Annotated in this window: 15 protein-coding genes and 1 pseudogene; 6 read left to right on the top strand and 10 right to left on the bottom strand. The window is 65.5% G+C overall.

The genetic code is table 11. The features are described 5' to 3' along the window. Positions 1-5 precede the first annotated feature (5 nt). Positions 6-899, bottom strand: coding sequence for a DMT family transporter (locus tag RFN30_RS23555; protein ID WP_320264479.1), 894 nt, complete (start codon positions 897-899; stop codon positions 6-8). Between the two features lie 102 nt (positions 900-1,001). On the opposite strand from RFN30_RS23555, the gene RFN30_RS23550 reads away from it, so the two are divergent. Then, positions 1,002-2,480 carry an aminotransferase-like domain-containing protein gene (locus tag RFN30_RS23550; protein WP_320264478.1) on the top strand — a complete coding sequence of 493 codons (1,479 nt, stop codon included), beginning with the start codon at positions 1,002-1,004 and terminating at the stop codon, positions 2,478-2,480. Positions 2,481-2,531: 51 nt separating this feature from the next. Here the strand turns inward: RFN30_RS23550 and RFN30_RS23545 are convergent, their stop codons facing one another. The 3 genes from RFN30_RS23545 to RFN30_RS23535 form a co-directional block, all read right to left on the bottom strand. Beyond that, positions 2,532-3,029, bottom strand: a complete 498-nt coding sequence (locus RFN30_RS23545) for a MaoC family dehydratase (RefSeq protein WP_320264477.1) — start codon at positions 3,027-3,029, stop codon at positions 2,532-2,534. A gap of 135 nt (positions 3,030-3,164) precedes the next feature. Beyond that, on the bottom strand, positions 3,165-3,593 hold the full coding sequence (locus RFN30_RS23540; RefSeq protein ID WP_320264476.1) for a phasin family protein: 429 nt from the start codon (positions 3,591-3,593) through the stop codon (positions 3,165-3,167). Between the two features lie 67 nt (positions 3,594-3,660). Then, complete coding sequence (locus RFN30_RS23535) at positions 3,661-4,956, bottom strand: DUF445 domain-containing protein (protein WP_320264475.1); 1,296 nt, start codon at positions 4,954-4,956, stop codon at positions 3,661-3,663. A 207-nt stretch (positions 4,957-5,163) separates the two neighbouring features. On the opposite strand from RFN30_RS23535, the gene rirA reads away from it, so the two are divergent. Further along, complete coding sequence (gene rirA, locus RFN30_RS23530; protein WP_278072988.1) at positions 5,164-5,625, top strand: iron-responsive transcriptional regulator RirA; 462 nt, start codon at positions 5,164-5,166, stop codon at positions 5,623-5,625. 1 nt (position 5,626) lies between these two features. Here the strand turns inward: rirA and RFN30_RS23525 are convergent, their stop codons facing one another. From RFN30_RS23525 to hemP, 5 genes are read right to left on the bottom strand one after another with little or no spacing between them, the layout of a single operon-like run. After that, positions 5,627-6,415 (bottom strand): heme ABC transporter ATP-binding protein, encoded by a 789-nt coding sequence (locus RFN30_RS23525; protein WP_320264474.1) that lies wholly within the window; start codon positions 6,413-6,415, stop codon positions 5,627-5,629. A 7-nt stretch (positions 6,416-6,422) separates the two neighbouring features. Further along, positions 6,423-7,517: a FecCD family ABC transporter permease gene (locus RFN30_RS23520; protein ID WP_320264473.1), complete on the bottom strand. Its 1,095-nt coding sequence runs from the start codon at positions 7,515-7,517 to the stop codon at positions 6,423-6,425. Positions 7,518-7,523: 6 nt separating this feature from the next. Then, complete coding sequence (locus tag RFN30_RS23515) at positions 7,524-8,417, bottom strand: heme/hemin ABC transporter substrate-binding protein (RefSeq protein WP_320264472.1); 894 nt, start codon at positions 8,415-8,417, stop codon at positions 7,524-7,526. Between the two features lie 11 nt (positions 8,418-8,428). Then, positions 8,429-9,490 carry a hemin-degrading factor gene (locus RFN30_RS23510; protein ID WP_320264471.1) on the bottom strand — a complete coding sequence of 354 codons (1,062 nt, stop codon included), beginning with the start codon at positions 9,488-9,490 and terminating at the stop codon, positions 8,429-8,431. A 54-nt stretch (positions 9,491-9,544) separates the two neighbouring features. Then, entirely contained in the window at positions 9,545-9,751 is a 207-nt protein-coding gene (hemP, locus tag RFN30_RS23505) for a hemin uptake protein HemP (protein ID WP_126088735.1), read from the bottom strand. 199 nt (positions 9,752-9,950) lie between these two features. Between hemP and RFN30_RS32440 the strand changes: the two are divergent. From RFN30_RS32440 to hmuQ, 4 genes and pseudogenes are all read left to right on the top strand, one after another. Continuing rightward, positions 9,951-12,147 (top strand): annotated as a pseudogene (locus RFN30_RS32440) (TonB-dependent hemoglobin/transferrin/lactoferrin family receptor). Between the two features lie 6 nt (positions 12,148-12,153). Beyond that, entirely contained in the window at positions 12,154-12,606 is a 453-nt protein-coding gene (locus RFN30_RS23490; protein ID WP_320264468.1) for a hypothetical protein, read from the top strand. Continuing rightward, positions 12,552-13,700 carry an energy transducer TonB family protein gene (locus tag RFN30_RS23485; RefSeq protein ID WP_320264467.1) on the top strand — a complete coding sequence of 383 codons (1,149 nt, stop codon included), beginning with the start codon at positions 12,552-12,554 and terminating at the stop codon, positions 13,698-13,700. Before RFN30_RS23490 ends, RFN30_RS23485 begins: the two co-directional genes overlap by 55 nt. 45 nt (positions 13,701-13,745) lie before the next feature. Then, positions 13,746-14,060 carry a heme-degrading protein HmuQ gene (gene hmuQ, locus RFN30_RS23480; RefSeq protein ID WP_320264466.1) on the top strand — a complete coding sequence of 105 codons (315 nt, stop codon included), beginning with the start codon at positions 13,746-13,748 and terminating at the stop codon, positions 14,058-14,060. Between the two features lie 39 nt (positions 14,061-14,099). On the opposite strand, the gene putA is transcribed toward hmuQ, so the two are convergent. Further along, positions 14,100-17,708: a bifunctional proline dehydrogenase/L-glutamate gamma-semialdehyde dehydrogenase PutA gene (putA, locus tag RFN30_RS23475; RefSeq protein WP_320264465.1), complete on the bottom strand. Its 3,609-nt coding sequence runs from the start codon at positions 17,706-17,708 to the stop codon at positions 14,100-14,102. Positions 17,709-17,745 lie beyond the last annotated feature (37 nt).

Below are 17,745 nucleotides of genomic sequence, written 5' to 3'. Positions count from 1 at the left end.
CGCTGTCATTGCTCGACCGGGCGCAATGTCGGACCGGGCTTTGCAAACTTCTTCGCCCCGAACACGCAGGCCACCACGCCCAGCGTGACGACCACCATCAGCGGGCTGACCTGCTCGTGCAGCAGGCTCGCCGCCAGCGCCAGGCCAAAGAAGGGCTGCAGCAACTGCAATTGCCCGACGGCCGCGATACCGCCCTGCGCCAGGCCGCGATACCAGAACACGAAGCCGATCAGCATGCTGAACAGCGAGACATAGGCGAGGCCGATCCAGGCGCCGGAGCCGACACCGGCGAAGGACGGCGGCAGCGTGACGAAGGTCAGCACCAGCATGACCGGCAGCGACAGCGCCAGCGCCCAACAGATGACCTGCCAGCCGCCAAGCCTGCGCGAAAGTGCCGCCCCTTCGGCATAGCCCAGGCCGCAGGCGATGATGGCGGCGAGCATCAAGCCGTCGCCGACCAGGGATGCAGTGACGCCTTGCACCAGTGCAAAACCCGCAACAAGCGCGCTGCCCAGGCACGAGAACAGCCAGAAGGCCGGGCGCGGACGGTCGCCGCCGCGCAGCACGCCGAAAATCGCGGTTGCGAGCGGCAGCAGGCCGACGAAGATGATGGAGTGCGCCGCGGTGACATGCTTGAGCGCCAGCGCCGTCAGCAGGGGAAAGCCGACCACGACGCCCAGCGCAACGACAAGCAGCGATACCAGATCGCCTCGCCCCGGGCGCTTCTCGCGGAACAGGAGCAGCATCGCAATGCCGAGCAGGCCTGCGATCGCCGCACGGGCCGAGGTCAGGAAGGTCGGGTCGAAATCCACCACCGCCACGCGCGTCGCCGGCAGCGAGCCGCTGAAGATCAGCACGCCTATGAAGCCGTTGAGCCAGCCGTTGAAACTCTTGTCCATCATCTGCTCCGTTTGCGCTTTCGTACCGGCGCAGCGCATGGCGTAGCCAGAGACAATGGAGTACAATTCTGCAAAACTGTAATGGTCTTCAGGGAAGTACAGATGGACACGCTCGACCCGAATGCCGACAATGCCGGAACGCTCGTCGAAGCCGTCATGGCGGCGATCCGGCAGCGGATCGCCGCGCGCATCCTGACGCCGGGCGCCCGCCTGCCTTCGATCCGCGCCTTCGCCGGCACCATGCAGGTGTCGAAGTCGACGGTGGTCGAAGCCTACGAGCGGCTTGCGGCGGAAGGCACGATCCGCTCCCGACCCGGTTCGGGCTTCTACGCCTCCGGTCCGTTGGCGCCGCTGTCGCTGGCCGAGATCGGGCCGCGGCTCGACCGCGCCGTCGATCCGCTCTGGGTCTCGCGGCAGTCGCTGGACGCAAGCAGCGACATGCTGAAGCCGGGTTGCGGCTGGCTGCCGGCTTCATGGATGCCGCAGGCCGCCTTGCGCCGCGCCTTGCGGGGAGCGGCGCGCGCCGACGACGCGACGCTTGTCGACTACGGCACGCCGCTTGGCTTGCCGGCGCTGCGGCAGCTCCTGGCCCGCCGCCTGTCGGCGCATGGCGTCGAGGCTTCGCCGGACCAGATCATGCTCACCGAATCCGGAACGCAGGCGATTGACCTCCTGTGCCGCTTCCTGCTCGAGCCCGGCGATACCGTGCTGGTCGACGATCCCTGCTACTTCAACTTCCACGCGCTTTTGCGCGCCCATCGGGCGAAGGTCGTCGGCATCCCCATGACGCCGACCGGACCCGATATCGACCTGTTCGCGCAGGCGCTCGCCGAGCATCGGCCGCGCCTCTACATCACCAATTCGGCGCTCCACAACCCCACCGGCGCGGTGCTCTCGCCGGTCGTCGCCCACCGCTTGCTCAAGCTTGCCGATCATTCCGACCTCGCCATCGTCGAGGACGACATCTTCGCCGATTTCGAGCACACGCCGGCACCGAGGCTGGCGGCGTTCGACGGCCTCGGCCGCGTCGTCCAGATCGGCTCCTTCTCCAAGACGCTGTCGGCCTCGGTGCGCTGCGGCTTCATCGCCACGCCCCGCGACTGGATGGAAGGGCTTATCGACCTCAAGATCGCAACGAGTTTCGGCGGCGGACGGCTCTCCTCCGAACTGGTGCTGACCCTGTTGAAGGACGGCAGTTACCGCAAGCATGTCGAGCAGCTGCGCGCCCGGCTGGCGCGCGCCATGACCGAGACCGCCGGCAGGCTGAAAGCGATGGGCATCGCGCCCTGGATCGACCAGGCCGCCGGCATGTTCCTGTGGTGCCGCCTCCCCGACAACATCGACGCCGCCGATGTCGCCCGCCATGCGCTCTCGGATAATGTCGTGCTGGCGCCCGGCAATGCCTTCAGCCTGTCGCATACTGCCGGCCGCTTCATGCGCTTCAATGTCGCCCAATGCGGAGATGAACGTATCTTCAGGGTGCTCGAAAAAGCGATGGCGGCTTCCCGCCAAAAAACGCATCGCAGTGATAGGAGAACTACCGAACCGGACCCGATGTCCGCCGCTTCAGTGAACTGCTGAGATTCAGGTCAGTCCGTTTGCAGGCCGACCTCATCTGAACGTCAGCGGTGCCTAAGCGCCTGCCCGCTTGCGGCGCTCATACATCATCACCAGCGTCTCGGCGGTCAGCGCCGGCTTCTGCTCGCCTTCGATCTCGACGGTGTTCGCAGCCTTCATCAGGTACTGGCCGGGGCCGCGATCCTCCATGGAGAGCAGCGTCGTGCGCAGCCTGATGCGCGCGCCGGACTTCACCGGCGCCAGGAAGCGCACTTTGTCGAAGCCGTAGTTGAAGGCGGCCTGCGTATTTTCCGGCACGATGCCCATCTCCAGCGCCAGCGCGCCGATGATCGACAGCGTCAGATAGCCATGCGCGATCGTAGTGCGGAACGGACTTTGACGCTTCGCGCGCTCGGGATCGACATGGATCCACTGATGGTCACCCGTGCATTCGGCGAACTGGTCGATGCGCTGCTGGTCGACCGTCGTCCAATCCGACACACCGACCTCCTGGCCGGCCATTGTCCGCAACTGTTCGAAGGTCGGCGGCGTTCTCGGCCGATTTTCCGTCATTCCTGCTTTCCCGGTGGCTTCTGCCAATCTCCCGACCATGAACCGGCGGCTCCTGTCAATTCGCGGGCGCGCGATTTCGCTCTTAGAGTTGACGGTTCGCTGCAGGCTGGGAACGCGCGGCCACACGCCGCTGGTTCACTTCCCGTCGTAGCCGGCCCGGATTTCCGCCATCGCGTCCTTGATCCTGTCGCGCAGGATTTCGATCGATTCGGTGCCGGATTTCCGGACCAGGTCGGCGACCTCGCCGGCATTCTTCAGCGTCGTCTCGAAGGACTTCCTGGCGAAATCCACCTGCCTCGACATCAGTTCCTGCGGACTGCCCGGGGCCTGGTAGTTCTGTGCCATCCGCGTGATTTCGCCGAGCGCCTCCTGCACCATTTCGTGCTGCCTCGACAGAACGGACGACGCGCCGGCGGCACTGGCCCTCGCCGACTTCTCCAGAGCCTCGAGATTCTTGCGGTGGTGGTCGAGGATGGCCTGAACGTCGACCTTCGGCAGCTTCAGGTCGCGGCCGAACCTGCTGAAGATATCCAGGAAAGAGTCGGATTCCGGTCGTCTCGCCATGTCATCGCCTCCCGATCTGCCGCTTTTGCGGCGCCCGTTAGGGAGAATAGTGCGCGCCCGGTCCGCGTCAATTGAGGAGAAACAGCCGCTCCGCCGTATAGAGCGCCAAACCGGCCAGGCCGCCGATCACCATGCCGTTGAAGCGGATATATTGCAGGTCCTTGCCGATGTTGATCTCGATCAGCCGCGTCAGTTGAGCCAGGTCCCAGCGCTTGACCTGGTCGGCGATGAATTTCGACACGCCGCTCTTCTGGCTTTCGACGAAGGAGGCGAGCGCCACGACAAAACCCTGATTCATATCGGCCCTGATCTGGGCATCGTCAGCCAGATGCCGGCCGACCTCGACGAACATGTTTGCAAGATGCTCGCGGATCATCGAATTGGGCGCGATGGCGTCCTGCTCGATGAACAGGCGCATGCTCCCCCACGTGTCGCCGGCCAGCGCCCTGACTTCCGGACGGCTCAGGAAATCGCGCTTCAGCTTCTCGGCGCGCCTTGCATATTGTTTCGACGTCCTGAGCCGCTCGACGAACCCAAGCGCGAAGCGGTCGAACTCGGCGCGCATCGGATGATCGGGATCGGCCCGCACCTCCTCCAGCAGCGACCCGGCGGAAGCGACGATCTTCTTCAACAGATAGGCGTCGGCGCGAAACAGGTTGAAGAGCGACGGCAGTTCCTCGCGGATCTTCTCGCGCATCGTCGCCAGCGCCTTCTCGTCGTTCAGGAAACGCCCGACCACCCTGGTGAACTCGTCGAACAGTTTTTGATGGCGGCGATCGTCGGTAAGCGCCGACAGCAACTCCGCGGCTAAAGGCGCCAGCGGCACTTTCTCGATCTGCTCCAGCATGCGGCTGGTGACGAAGTCGCGCAGGCCGGACTGCTCCACGGCCTTAAGCGTCTGCGGCACCAGCCGGACGACGAATCGCGACAGTCCCGCCGCGCGCTCGGCATCGGCCAGCCAGTCGGCGACGAGAGCGGCAAAGTCGACCTCGGCGAGCTTTTCCCGCACCGGCTCCGGCGCCAGGAAATTGGCTTCGATGAAGCGGCCGAGATTGTCGGCGATGCGGTGCTGGTTCTCCGGAATGATGGCGGTATGCGGGATCGGCAGCCCAAGCGGCCGCCGGAACAGCGCGACGACGGCATACCAGTCGGCGAGCCCGCCGATGGTCGCCGCCTCGGCGAAGGCGGCGACGAAGCCGAGCCATGGATGGCTGGCCTGGAAGGATTTGGCGAGCGCGAAAACAAGGATGCAGAGGCCAAGCGCCGCGGCGGCGATGAACTTGGTCCGCCGCAATGCCGAGAGCTTGGTTTGCGCATCGGTGTCGAATCGGACCGACGCAAGGGCCGGAGCTGATTGTGACATGGAAAGGCGCTCCTATTGTACCGCACTTATCTAGGACCTGTGCCGACGAAACGCTCGCCCAAAGCGTGTGGGCGATATCGGGCCTCCCATACGCGCCGGCATGCACAAAAAGTTGACACGATTATTCAGCTATGTGGCGGTCCAGTCTGGAATTGTTCCAAAATATGGGCCATATTCGGCCCAAACTAATGTTTTCGCGAGGATACCATGCGGCTCACGCGCCAGACCAACTATGCGATGCGCATACTGATGTATTGCGCCGCGAATACCGACAGGCTGAGCCGCATCCCTGAGATCGCCGCCGCCTATTCGGTTTCGGAGCTGTTCCTGTTCAAGATCCTGCAGCCGCTGGTCGAGGCCGGCCTGGTCGAGACGGTGCGCGGCCGCAACGGCGGCGTAAGGCTCGGCCGTCCGGCCGAGCAGATCAGCCTGTTCGATGTCGTGCGCGTCACCGAAGAAAGCTTCGCCATGGCCGAGTGCTTCGAGAACGACGCGGCCGAATGCCCGCTGGTCGACAGCTGCGCGTTGAATTCGGCGCTGCGCGAGGCGCTCAACGCCTTCTTCGCCGTGCTTTCCCGCTACACGATCGCCGACCTCGTCGCAGCGCGCCCGAACGTGCGCCACCTGCTGGGCATCGACCTCCTGGAGCAGCGCGCGCCAGCGGCCTAAGCTAGGCTGCGGATTGCGGCAACACGAAAGGTACGCTCGCCGCAGGCAGCGCGCCGACCCTGAGGCGGCAATCGAACACCTTCTCGATCAATTCGTCGTTGAGCACGTCTTGCGGCGAGCCGGCAGCGGCAAGCTGGCCGCGATGCAGCACGAAAATGCGGTCGGCATACATGGCGGTCAGGTTGAGGTCGTGCAGGATCGCCACGACACCGCCGCCGCGCCGTGCGAAGTCGCGGGCGATGTTCATGATGATGAGCTGGTGCTTGACGTCCAGGCTTGAGACCGGCTCGTCGAGGAACAGATAACGCGGCCTGCCCTCCAGCACCGGTGCCCAGACCTGGCACAGAACGCGGGCAAGCTGCACGCGCTGCTGCTCACCGCCGGAAAGCTCCTGGTAGAAACGCCCGGCAAAACCGTCGAGATCGACGCGCGCCAGCGCCCGCTCTGGCAGGCGCGCATCCTCACCGGGTAGCACGCCGGAACGGCCGCCGATCAGGCCGAGGCGCACGATCTCTCGCACGGTGAAGGGGAAGGAGAGTGTCGTGGATTGCGACAGCACCGCGCGAAGCGTTGCTGCCTCGACCGGCTTCATGGCGGACAGGTCGCGGCCGTTGAGGGCGACCGTGCCGGTATAGGAAAGCTCGCCCGTCAGCGCCCTGAGCAGCGTCGTCTTGCCCGACCCGTTCGGCCCGACGATTGCCGTCACCTCGCCCGCCCGCGCCGCGAAGTCGACATGCGAGACGATGCGCTTGCCGCCGATCGCCACCGAGATGTCACGTGCTTCGATCATCGGCCGCTCATAAATCGACGATGCCGCGCTTGCGCAACAGGATCCACAGGAAGAACGGCGCGCCGGCGACTGCCGTGACGATACCGATCGGCAGCTCGGCTGGAGCGACGATGGTGCGGGCGACCGCGTCGGCGAGCAGAAGCAGGGCAGCACCGAGCAAGGCAGAGGCAGGCAGCAGGTAGCGGTTGTCCGGACCGATCGCGAGGCGCAGGAGATGCGGCACGACGATGCCGATGAAGCCGATGCCGCCGCTGACGGCGACGGACGCGCCGACCGCCGCCGACACCCCGACGATGGCCGTGTATTTCAGCCGCTGCACCGGGATGCCCAGATGGCCGGCGGTCGCCTCGCCAAGCGCCAGCGCGTTGAGGCCACGCGACAGGAATGGCATCGCGGCCAGCGCCAGCACGATCGCCGGTCCGACTGTGCCGATCTTTGGCCATGTCGCGCCGGCGAGCGAGCCGAGCTGCCAGAAGGTCAGGTCGCGCAATTGCCGGTCGTCGGCCATGAAGATCAGGATGCCGGTGAGCGCCATGGCAAGGGCGGCGAGCGCCAGGCCGGAGAGCAGCATCGTGGCGACCGATGTCCGCCCTTGGCGCGTGGCGATGGCGTAGAGCAGGAAGGTCACCGCCAAGCCACCGAAGAAGGCCGCGAGCGGCAAGGCGAGCGTGCCGAGAACCAGGGTGACAGGCGCAAGCCAGGTCGTGCCGAGCACGATGATCGCCACCGCGCCAAGGCTCGAACCGGCCGAGACGCCGATCAGGCCGGGATCGGCAAGCGGATTGCGGAACAGGCCCTGCATCACCGCGCCGGAAACCGAGAGTGCCGCGCCGATCAGCACGCCAAGCAGGACGCGCGGCATGCGGATGTCATAGACGATCAGCTGGTCGCGCGCGGCAAGCGTCGCATCGGCCGGCACAGCTCCGCTAAGCCAGTCGCGGATGACGCGGACGGCGGACGCGTCCGAAGCGCCGGAGGTCAGCGACAGGAACACGCAGAGCGCGAGCGCCAGGCACAAAAGCGCGATGACGGCCCTTGCCCGCGCCGAGCGGTCGCCATCGGCTGCCATGCCCGTCGAACCGGCAATCGACTGTTCGGCCATCGCCGCTCAGTCCGTGACCCGGCTGCCGTAGAGCGAGACGGCAAGATCGTGGATGGCTTCGGCCGTGCGTGGCCCGAAGCCCAGCAGATAGCCGCCGTCCATGCTGATCACCTTGCGGGCGGCGCCCGCGGGCGTCGAGGCGATCGACGGATTGGCGAACAGCTCATCTTCCGAAATCGGCGGACCGGCGTTCTTCATGGTCAGGATCACGTCCGGCCTGGCGGTGACGATCGCCTCGTCGGACATCGACTTGTAGCCGGAAAAACCCTCGACCGCGTTGACCGCGCCGGCAAGCTTGATGATGCCGTCGCCGGCGGTGTCGCTGCCGGCGGCAAGGATCTTGCCGCCTTGCGTCGACAGCACGAACAGGATGCGCTTGCGTTCTTTGATCGAAGCCGTCTGCTTCTCGGCCGACTTCAGCTTCGCATCCATCTCGGCCGCCAGTTTCTCGGCCTTGGCGTCGACGCCGAGCGCCTTGCCGACGATGCGGATCTTTTCGAGGATGCCTTCATGGCTGTAGTGCTCGGGCACTTCGATGAAGGGCACGCTCGACTTCTTCAGCACGTCGACCGCTTCCTTGGGGCCGCTGCCATGCAGGGCGAGGATGCCTGACGGGTTGACCGACAGCACGCCCTCCGGCGACAGCGCGCGCATATAGCCAACATCGGGCAGTTTCTGCGCAGCTTGCGGGAAAGAGCTGGTCGAATCGCGGGCGACGAGATGGCTTTCCTCGCCGAGCGCATAGACGATCTCTGTGATCGAGCCGCCGATGGGGGCGATCCGCGAGGTGTCGGAGAAGACGGCCGCATTTTCGCTGGCCCGAGCAGGTGGAGCAGCGACCATCAGCAGAACGCCAAGCATCGGCGCAAGCGCCGAGCGGAAACTGAAAACAAAACGCATTGGGTCTCGCCTCATGCAGCGGTCGGGCTGGGAATGCGGGGCAGGTTCTCGGCCAGGAAGCGCCAGTCTTCGCGCTCGCCCTCGCCTTCGTGGCGCTTGCCGAAGAATTGGATGATCATGCCGCCGTTCACGTCATAAGCCTCGAGCGACGTGACATGACCGCCCTTGGTCGGCTTGCGCACCGCCCAGACTTCATGGACGTGATCGGTCCTCAGATGCAGGTGGAAGGTCTCGTCCAGCACATTGATCCACGGCCCCATCGGCTTGACCGACTTGATCGGGCCAGAATGGATCTGGATGCAGCCGCGGTTTCCGACGAAGCACATGATCGGCATTTCGCCTTCCGCCGCGTGGTGGAACATGGCGCTGACGGCATCGTTGTCGAGCAGCCAGGCATAGTCCTGGCCAACCATGCGCACCGCCTCGCGGCGGCTGAGTTTCAGCGTCTTCAGCATGCCGAAGAACTGATGCACGTCGGTCAGCCGGCTCCAGCGGTCTCGCAGGTCGTCGATCGAGGCAACCGACCCTTGAGCCTCGCCCTCTCCGTCCGCGGCGCTTGGGAGGATCGCGACGGTCGGTTCCTGGTTCAACGATTCGAGGCTCGTCACCAGTTTCTGGTAGGCATAGAGGTTCGAGGCCGGCCGCAGATGCACCTTGTGCACCGCCTCGCCGGCCGCGTCGAAGAACTGCAGGCTGCGGCGGATCTCGCCACCGTCCCGCTTCTCGACGGCGAAACCATGCGCCCAGACTTTCGGGAAAATGCGCAGGTCGATGTTCTCACCGAGCACCATGGCGTTGTGGTTGCCGGTGACGACCTTGTCGTAGACGCCGATCTTCTCGTGCACGGCGCTTTCGTTGCGGGTCAGCGCCATCACCTCGCCGACCGCTTCGAGGCCGGTCAGCAGATCGTTGACGCGCGGCTCGACGCGCACGGCGCCATGGCCGCATTGCGCCGCGACCAGCTCTGCTTCCGAAATGCCGAGTTGTGCCGCGAGGTCGCGCTCGCGCATCTTCGCATTGTCTTCCCGCGCCCGCCGGATCTCGTCCGGCGACGGCTTCACGCGCTGGTCCATGTCGTCCACCTGCCCACTTTCTGTCTGCTCTATTTGGCCGCCCGCCGGCCGCGCTTACTTGTTGAGGATCAGCTTGCCCTGGCGGGTGATCTTCAGCCGATAGAGCGCGCCGTGATGCTCGATGCCGATCTCATGCTCACCCTGGAACAACGTGTTGCTGGAGAGCGTGCGTACCGCCATCGGCACCCGGTCGTAGCGCATTTGCGTGTCGTCCGAACGGCGGACGCGATAGCGGAAGTCGTTGGGATTATGCGTGTTCATCGGGTCGGTCCTTCTGCTGTGCCGGCCGTCTGGCCGGGTGCCCGTAAATTGCCGATTCAATTCTTGACTCGATTAATCATGTTTACTAGTCGTGCATTACCGGACTAAATGAGTCAACATTTAAGACGCCGGACGTGATCAAAAACGCGAGCGAGCCCCGCGCCAGCCAGCATCGAGCCTGAAAATCTGGAGTTGGGGCATGGGGTTGGTGAATTGGGGACGGCCGGATCTAACAGATCGGCCGATGGCGAAGGGAATGGCCGCGCTACTCGCTGGCGCGGCGACAATCGCGCTGTGTATGCCGGCGGCCAAAGCGCAGCAGGCCGCGCAGCCGGCGGCTGACCAGCAGACGGATCAAGCAAAGAAGACCGAGGAGAAGCCCGCGGGCGATTCGACGCTGCTCGACAAGATCCTGGTCATCAGCCGCACCGGCGAGACGGCGATCCAGTCGCTGGCCTCGGCCAGCCACGTTGACCGGAAACAGCTCGACCGCCGCATGGCGACGACGCCGAACGAGATGCTGCTCGGCGTTCCCGGAGTGACCGTGCAGGCCGACGCGCGGCGCGTCAGCTCCAGCATCAACATCCGCGGCTTGCAGGATTTCGGCCGCGTCGCTGTGATCGTCGACGGCGCCAGGCAGGATTTCCAGCGCTCCGACCACGGCACGCAGTCGACCTTCTATGTCGATCCCGAGCTCATCAAGTCCGTCGACGTGATCCGCGGCCCGGTCGCCAACACTTACGGCTCCGGCGCCATCGGGGGCGTCGTCTTCTTCGACACCAAGGACGCCGAGGATTTCCTCAAGCCGGAAGAGACCTGGGCCGGCTCACTGACCGGGCGCTATGAAAGCAACGGCAAGGGTTGGACCACCAGCGCCAGCGGCGCCTACCGCTTCAACGAGAACTGGGACGCGCTGGGCAACATCGTCTACCGCGACTACGGCGACTACAAGAACGGCGTCGGCGATACTGTCGCCGGCACCGGCTTCGACGTGCTGAGCGGGCTGCTCAAGACCACCGTCCGCCCGACCGAGAACAGCGAGCTGAAGCTCGGCTGGGTCGGCTCCAGCGACGGATGGACGGAGACGAGCGGCGGCGTGCCGGCCAACGATGTCGACCTCAAGTCGAACGCCTTCACCGCCCGCTACAACATCACCGACGACGCCAAAAGCTGGCTCGATCTCCACATCAACGCCTCCTACAACAAGACCAACCTCGACCTGACCACGCTTACCGCGCAGAACCGTTTCGATCCGAGCACGGGCCTTCCCCGTGGTTCTGCCCGCCGGCTCGCTGTCGACCTTCGATGTCGGGACGACCGGCATCGACATCTGGAACACCTCGCGCTTCGAGACCGCCGGCATCGCGCATGAGCTGACCTATGGCGGCGACTGGGTCGGCGACGACGTCGAGACCGGCGGCACAGCCGGCGGCGACAGCTTCTACACGCCGTCGGGCAAGCGCAACGTTTCGGGCGCCTATGTCCAGGACAAGCTGACCTGGGAATGGCTCGAGGTCATCACCGGCCTGCGCTACGACAACTACAGCCTGAAGGACTCCGAGCACGAAACGTCCGGCGACAGGCTGTCGCCGCGCATCACCGTCGGCGTCTCACCTTTCGAAAGCGCCGGCCTGGCGGGCCTGCAATTCTACGGCACCTATGCGGAAGGCTACCGCTCACCTTCGCTGACGGAGACGCTGATCAGTGGCAATCACCCCGCAGGCGTCACCTTCCCGTTCCTGCCCAACCCCAATCTCAAGCCCGAAACCGGCAAGACCGTCGAATTCGGCGTCAACTACAAGCAGAACGACATCATCGAAGCCGGCGACGCACTGCGGCTCAAGGCCGCCTATTTCAACAACAATGTCGAAGACTATATCGACGGCGTCACGCTCTCGGCCTTCGACCCGACCAGCGGCTGCCCGTTCGGTCTCGGCATCCCAATCTGCTTCCAGTACCAGAACTTCGCCAAGGCCAAGATCAACGGCTTCGAGCTGGAAAGCGTCTACGACGCCGGCTGGGGTTATGCCGGCCTCTCGGCTTCCATCATCAACGGCCATACCATTTCGTACGAAGGCGAGCGGGCCGATCTCGCCACCATCCCCTCCTCGCAGGTGACGGCGCAGCTCGGCCTCCGCTTCCTTGAGGACAAGCTGACCGTCGGCGGCGAAGTGCAGTACAACGGCAAGCCCAAGGGCAATCCGGTGGCCAAGGACTACACGCTGGTCAACGCCTTTGCCAGTTACCAGGCGACGGACAATTTCAAGGTCGACTTCCGCGCCGACAACCTGTTCGACGTCAAATACACCAACCCGCTCAACGGAAGCACGACAGCCGTTCTCTATGAACCCGGGATCACGCTGAAGCTGGCGGCGACCATGCGCTTCGGAGGCTGACCGGACATGCCACGTTCAAAGACATCGCTTCGTCTCTTGACCTCGGCGCTGGCGATGTCGCTTGGCCCGGCGCCGGCGTGGACTCAATCCGCGCCGGCTCCGGCCCCAGTACCAGCATTGACCCTCGAGCTCAACGCCGCGCAGCCCTCCGACAAGGGTTGCCGACTGACCTTCGTCGTCAACAACGCGCTCGGCGCCGACCTGTCGAAAGCGGCTTTCGAGATCGCGCTGTTCAACCAGGCCGGCGTCGTCGACCGCCTGACCGTGCTCGACTTCAACAACCTGCCGGCCGGCAAGACCAAAGTCACGCGCTTCGACCTTGCCGGTGCCGATTGCGGCAAGCTCAGCCGCGTGCTGATCAACAGCGCGACGGAATGCGCCGGCACCGGCGTCGAGCCGGCAATGTGCATGCGCGGCCTGAAGACCTCGACCAAGACCGGCATCGCTTTCGGCATATAGAGGTGGGATCGCATCCGGCCTTCCCGCGAGACGCCATGGCGTGGCCTGCCACCGGTCTGCCGCCATGGGCGGCAACCGATCTTGATTTGACAAGTCCCTATCGCGCGCGGCAGGTCTCCCCGCCAGACATGCAGGACATCAATCACCCCTCCGATGCAGGCAGCGAACTGGCGATCACGCCGGCCGAGTCGCTCGTGCAGCCGCCGCAATCGGCCCCGCATCGCAGATGGCCGGTGGCGATCATCGCCTCCGGCGTGCTCCATGGCGCCGCGGCAGCGGCGTTTCTGCTCGCGCCCGCCGGAACATTCGACGCCATGGATGCGATCCAGGCCGAAGGCGCCGACCAGTCCGGCGCCAATGTGATCGGCAGCGCCTTGGAAGACCAAGCGGCTGGAGCGGTGGATGTTACCTTGGTGCCTGATCCGCAGCCGGCGAAACGCCAGGCCGCGCAGCCCACTCCGCCAGCCGAGGCGCCGCAACCGGCGGCAAGCGAGCCGCTGACGCCTCAGCCTCAGCCCCAGCCCGAACCCATCAAGGAGCCGGCTCCCACGCCTGATATCCTGGCCGCCGCCACACCGCGCCAGGACGATCAGAGTGTTCCCACGGAAAGCAAGCCGACGCCCGCGGTCGAGCCGCAAAGCGCCGAAGCGCCCCCTGCCGAGCCCGAGCATGCACCGGCCGCGAGCGCGATGTCGAGCGCGCCAGCCGGATCAAGCGAAACCATTGAACCGCGCGGCACAGCGGATGGCGATGCGCGCGATGCGCCGGTCATCGCCAGCAAGGGCAAGATAAAGGCCGCCGCCGGTAATGCCCTGGAATCCCGCTACAGCGGTGAAATCCAGAAGAAGCTTGCCCGTGCCAACCGTCGCGTTTCGAAATCGGTCCAGGCCAAGGCTCGCAACAATGCCAGGGTGGTTTTCGTCGTCGCTGCCGACGGCAGCATCAGCGACCTGCAGCTCGCCGAAAGCTCAGGGTCAGCCGAGCTTGATCAATTCGCTTTGACGCTGGTGCGCAAGCAGGCCCCGTTCCCTCCCATTCCACCCGAGACCGGAAAATCAACTTGGGTGTTCAAGGCGCGGATCGGTCCTTTTTAAGCCCTCGGCATCTTCAACGTCAGAATTCCATTTTGAAAGGAACCGATGTATATCGCCATGAACCGCTTCAAGGTCCAGAACGGCTCGGAAGAAGCCTTCGAGCAAGTCTGGAAAAACCGCGATTCCAGCCTCTCGGACATGAAAGGCTTCAAGGAATTCCACCTGCTGCGCGGCCCGGTCAACGAGACCGAGGGCTATACGCTGTTCGCCTCGCACACGGTCTGGGCAAGCCAGGACGATTTCATCGCCTGGACGAAGTCGGAGAACTTCCGCGCCGCCCATCGCAATGCCGGCACCTCGAAGGTACACTATCTCGGGCATCCCCAGTTCGAGGGTTTCTCGGTCGTCGAGGGCGCCTGACCGCCGCTAACGCGCGGCGGTCATCAATGTTCTCGCTGCCTAAGCCGCCGCCAGCAGGCTGGCGTTACCGCCCGCGGCGGTGGTGTCGACGCAGACCGCGCGCTCATGCGCGTAGGCCGCCGGGTTGAGCACTTCGCTGACCAGCGGCACGATCGGCCCGGCGCGCTCGGCGATCACCTTGCGCACGACGCGCGCCGCCTCCGGCGTTCCGGAGAAAGCGACGACGTCGACCTTTAGTGAACGCGCCTCGACCGGATCCGGCCGGCCGTCGATCGCCGCGAGCGGCAGGCCCTTGCCGGTCAGCGCCGACAGCGCCGCCGGCGCTCCCGGCGCCACCGCAAGCACCGCATTGCCTGCGGCTAAAGCCTGGATCGTCTGCGCAAGCAGCGTGTCGGCGTCCGGCCCGAGGCAGAGCACGCGGCCGCGCGGTGCGAGCGACAGCGTGTTCGCCTCGCCGGTCGGTCCGGGCAAATCGACCTGGCCGAAATCGAGGCTAGCCGCCGCGGCGATTGCCGCCGCCCCCTTGCCGCGCAGATGCTTTCTGAGGATCGCTACGCGATCCGGCCGCGTCGACCACCCACCCAGCGTCGGATCGGGCAGATTGTCGGCAAGCTCGGTGGCGGTGACCTTGTGGCCTTCGCCGACCTCCGCACCTGCCTCCGGGCCCTTGCGGAAGCGGCGCAGATAATGCGGCCCGCCGGCCTTCGGTCCGGTGCCCGACAGCCCCTCGCCGCCGAAAGGCTGCGAGCCGACGACGGCGCCGATCTGGTTGCGGTTGACGTAGATGTTGCCGGCATGGATGCCGTCAACGAAATGCTGGACGCGGCCCTCGATGCGGGTGTGCAGTCCGAAGGTCAGGCCGTAGCCTTTGCGGTTGATGGCGGCAATCACCGCATCGATGTCGTCGGCGTCGAAGCTGGCGACGTGCAACACCGGGCCGAACACCTCGCGTTCCATCTCCTCGATGCCTTTGACGCGGAAGACATGCGGCGCGACGAAGCGGCCGTGCTTCGGCGTTTCCAGCTTGGCGATCAGCCGGCCTTCCAGCCCCTTCTTTGTGCAGTAGTCGCCGATCGAGCCTTGCGCCTCGTCGTCGATGACCGGGCCGACATCGGTCGAGATCGCCCACGGATCGCCGACATTGAGCGCCTCCATCGCGCCCTTCAGCATCTCCAGCATCTTCTTCTCGACGTCCTTCTGGACATAGAGGACCCGCAGCGCCGAGCAGCGCTGTCCGGCGCTCTGGAAGGCGGAAGCGAGGATATCGCGCACCGCCTGCTCGGGCAGCGCGGTGGAATCGACGATCATGGCATTGAGCCCGCCGGTCTCCGCGATCAGCATGGCGTCCGGCGCCGCGGTCTCGGCCAACTGTTTCTCGATCAGCTTGGCCACCTCGGTCGAGCCGGTGAAGCACACGCCGGCGATGCGTGGATCGGCGGTGAGCGGCGCGCCGACCGAGGGACCGTCGCCCGGCAGAAGCTGGATGACATCCTCCGGCACGCCGGCCTCGCGCAGCATCTCGACGGCGCGGAAGGCGATTAGCGGGGTTTGTTCGGCGGGCTTGGCGATCACCGAATTGCCGGTGACGAGCGCCGCCACGACCTGGCCGGTGAAGATCGCCAGCGGGAAATTCCACGGCGAGATGCAGACGATCGCGCCGCGCGCTTCAGTGCCCGCCTCGGCATTCGCCGCCTCGGCAGCGTAATAGCGCAGGAAGTCGACCGCCTCGCGCACTTCGGCGACGCCGTCGGCCAGCGACTTGCCGGCCTCGCGGGTGGCCAAAGCGAAGAACTCGGCGGCATTGGCCTCGTAGACGTCGGCGGCGCGGTTGAGTATGGCGGCGCGCTCGGCGACCGGGCGCTTCGCCCAGGCCGGCTGCGCATCGACGGCGATGCGCACGGCGGTCGCCACCTGCTTGGCCGCCGCCTCATGCACCGTGCCCACGATTTCGTCGGGCTTGGCCGGATTGACGATCTGGCGCTGCTTGCCGTAGCCGGCGGCGCGCGTGATCGGCTTGGCATGCCAGCGGTCGGCTCCGGCAAACTCCGCCCGCGCTCTGTCGATGGTCGCGAGCGTCACCGGGTCGCTGATGTCGAATCCCCTGGAGTTGCGCCGGTTGGCGCCGAAGATCGCGGCCGGGCGTGCGATCGCCGGATTGGCGGCGGGGCCTTGGTTTTCCACCGTCTCCAGCGGGTCGCGGGCGATTTCTTCGGGCTCGACCTCCTCGTCGGTCAACTGATGAACGAAGGAGGAGTTGGCGCCGTTTTCCAAGAGCCGCCGCACCAGATAGGCGAGCAGGTCGGAATGCGCGCCGACCGGCGCGTAGATGCGGCAGCGCGTGCGTTCAGACTTGCGCACCGTCTCGTGCAGGGATTCGCCCATGCCATGCAGGCGCTGGAACTCGAAGGAATCGCGATCCTTCGCCATCGACAGGATGGCTGCCACCGTGTGCGCGTTATGCGTGGCAAATTGCGGATAGATGCGGTCGGTCATCGACAGCAGTTTTCGCGCGCAGGCGAGATAGGAGACGTCGGTGTTGGTCTTGCGGGTGAAGACCGGATAGCCGGTTAACCCAAGCGTCTGCGCCCGCTTGATCTCGGTGTCCCAATAGGCGCCCTTCACCAGCCGCACCATGATGTTGCGGTCGTATTTTTTCGCCAGCGCATAGAGCCAGTCGACGACGAAGGCCGCGCGCGGGCCATAGGCCTGGACGACGACGCCAAAACCGTCCCAGCCGGCAAGCTCCGGCTCGGCCAGCACGCGTTCGATGACGTCGAGCGACAGATCGAGCCGGTCTGCCTCCTCGGCATCGATGTTGAGGCCCATGCGCGAATGCCGCGCGGCAAGCGCCAGCGACAACAGCCGCTCCGACATCACCGGCAGCATCTTCTCCTTCTGCGCTACCTCGTAGCGCGGATGAAGCGCGGAGAGTTTGACCGAGATGCCGTGATTGTAGCGGATGTCGGGACCATTCGAGCCGGCGTCGAGCGAAGAGATCGCGTCGGCATAGGCCTTGTGATAGCGCAGCGCATCGGCCTCGGTGCGGGCCGCTTCGCCCAGCATGTCGAAGGAATAGAGATAGCCCTTCTGTGTCATCGGCCGGCCGCGCTTGACCGCCTCGGCGATGGTGCGGCCGAGCACGAACTGCTCGCCCATCTCGCGCATCGCCGCTGCCACCGCCTTGCGGATGACCGGCTCGCCCAGCCTTCGCACCATGGCGCGCAGCGTGCCTTCGATGCCGCCCTCGCCTTCGTCGAGCACGCGGCCGGTCAGCATCAGCGCCCAGGTCGAGGCGTTGACGAAGATGGAGCTCGAGCTGCCCGAATGGGCCGACCAGTCGTGCGGCGCGATCTTGTCGGCGATGAGATCGTCCATCGTCTCGGCATCCGGCACGCGCAGCAGGGCCTCGGCGAGGCACATCAGCGCCACGCCTTCCTTGGTCGAGAGGCCGTAGGCCGAGAGAAAGACCTCCATCAGTCGAGGGTCGGTCGATCCGCGCACCGCGCGCACCAGATCGGCCGCCCGCGCCGAGATCGCCTTGCGCTCTGCCGTGGAAAGCCCGGCCGCCTCGGACAGTCGCTTCACCGCCTCGTCTTCGTCGGGCAGGTAGTTGGCGCGGATCTGCTGGCGGATGGCATCGAGCGGCATGTCGGATCCATGAAAGCAAGCGTTGGGGAGCGGTCTG

Origin of the sequence: Mesorhizobium dulcispinae (assembly GCF_033977345.1) — a bacterium.
GTDB lineage: Bacteria > Pseudomonadota > Alphaproteobacteria > Rhizobiales > Rhizobiaceae > Mesorhizobium > Mesorhizobium dulcispinae.
The sequence above is the reverse complement of the archived record's forward strand: the minus strand, read 5'-3'. Positions and strand labels throughout refer to the sequence as shown.

Coding starts and splice junctions, on each gene's coding strand:
- RFN30_RS23555 (WP_320264479.1), bottom strand. CDS start 899: ATGGACAAGAGTTTCAACGGCTGGCTCAACGGCTTCATAGGCGTGCTG.
- RFN30_RS23550 (WP_320264478.1), top strand. CDS start 1,002: ATGGACACGCTCGACCCGAATGCCGACAATGCCGGAACGCTCGTCGAA.
- RFN30_RS23545 (WP_320264477.1), bottom strand. CDS start 3,029: ATGACGGAAAATCGGCCGAGAACGCCGCCGACCTTCGAACAGTTGCGG.
- RFN30_RS23540 (WP_320264476.1), bottom strand. CDS start 3,593: ATGGCGAGACGACCGGAATCCGACTCTTTCCTGGATATCTTCAGCAGG.
- RFN30_RS23535 (WP_320264475.1), bottom strand. CDS start 4,956: ATGTCACAATCAGCTCCGGCCCTTGCGTCGGTCCGATTCGACACCGAT.
- rirA (WP_278072988.1), top strand. CDS start 5,164: ATGCGGCTCACGCGCCAGACCAACTATGCGATGCGCATACTGATGTAT.
- RFN30_RS23525 (WP_320264474.1), bottom strand. CDS start 6,415: ATGATCGAAGCACGTGACATCTCGGTGGCGATCGGCGGCAAGCGCATC.
- RFN30_RS23520 (WP_320264473.1), bottom strand. CDS start 7,517: ATGGCCGAACAGTCGATTGCCGGTTCGACGGGCATGGCAGCCGATGGC.
- RFN30_RS23515 (WP_320264472.1), bottom strand. CDS start 8,417: ATGCGTTTTGTTTTCAGTTTCCGCTCGGCGCTTGCGCCGATGCTTGGC.
- RFN30_RS23510 (WP_320264471.1), bottom strand. CDS start 9,490: ATGGACCAGCGCGTGAAGCCGTCGCCGGACGAGATCCGGCGGGCGCGG.
- hemP (WP_126088735.1), bottom strand. CDS start 9,751: ATGAACACGCATAATCCCAACGACTTCCGCTATCGCGTCCGCCGTTCG.
- RFN30_RS23490 (WP_320264468.1), top strand. CDS start 12,154: ATGCCACGTTCAAAGACATCGCTTCGTCTCTTGACCTCGGCGCTGGCG.
- hmuQ (WP_320264466.1), top strand. CDS start 13,746: ATGTATATCGCCATGAACCGCTTCAAGGTCCAGAACGGCTCGGAAGAA.
- putA (WP_320264465.1), bottom strand. CDS start 17,708: ATGCCGCTCGATGCCATCCGCCAGCAGATCCGCGCCAACTACCTGCCC.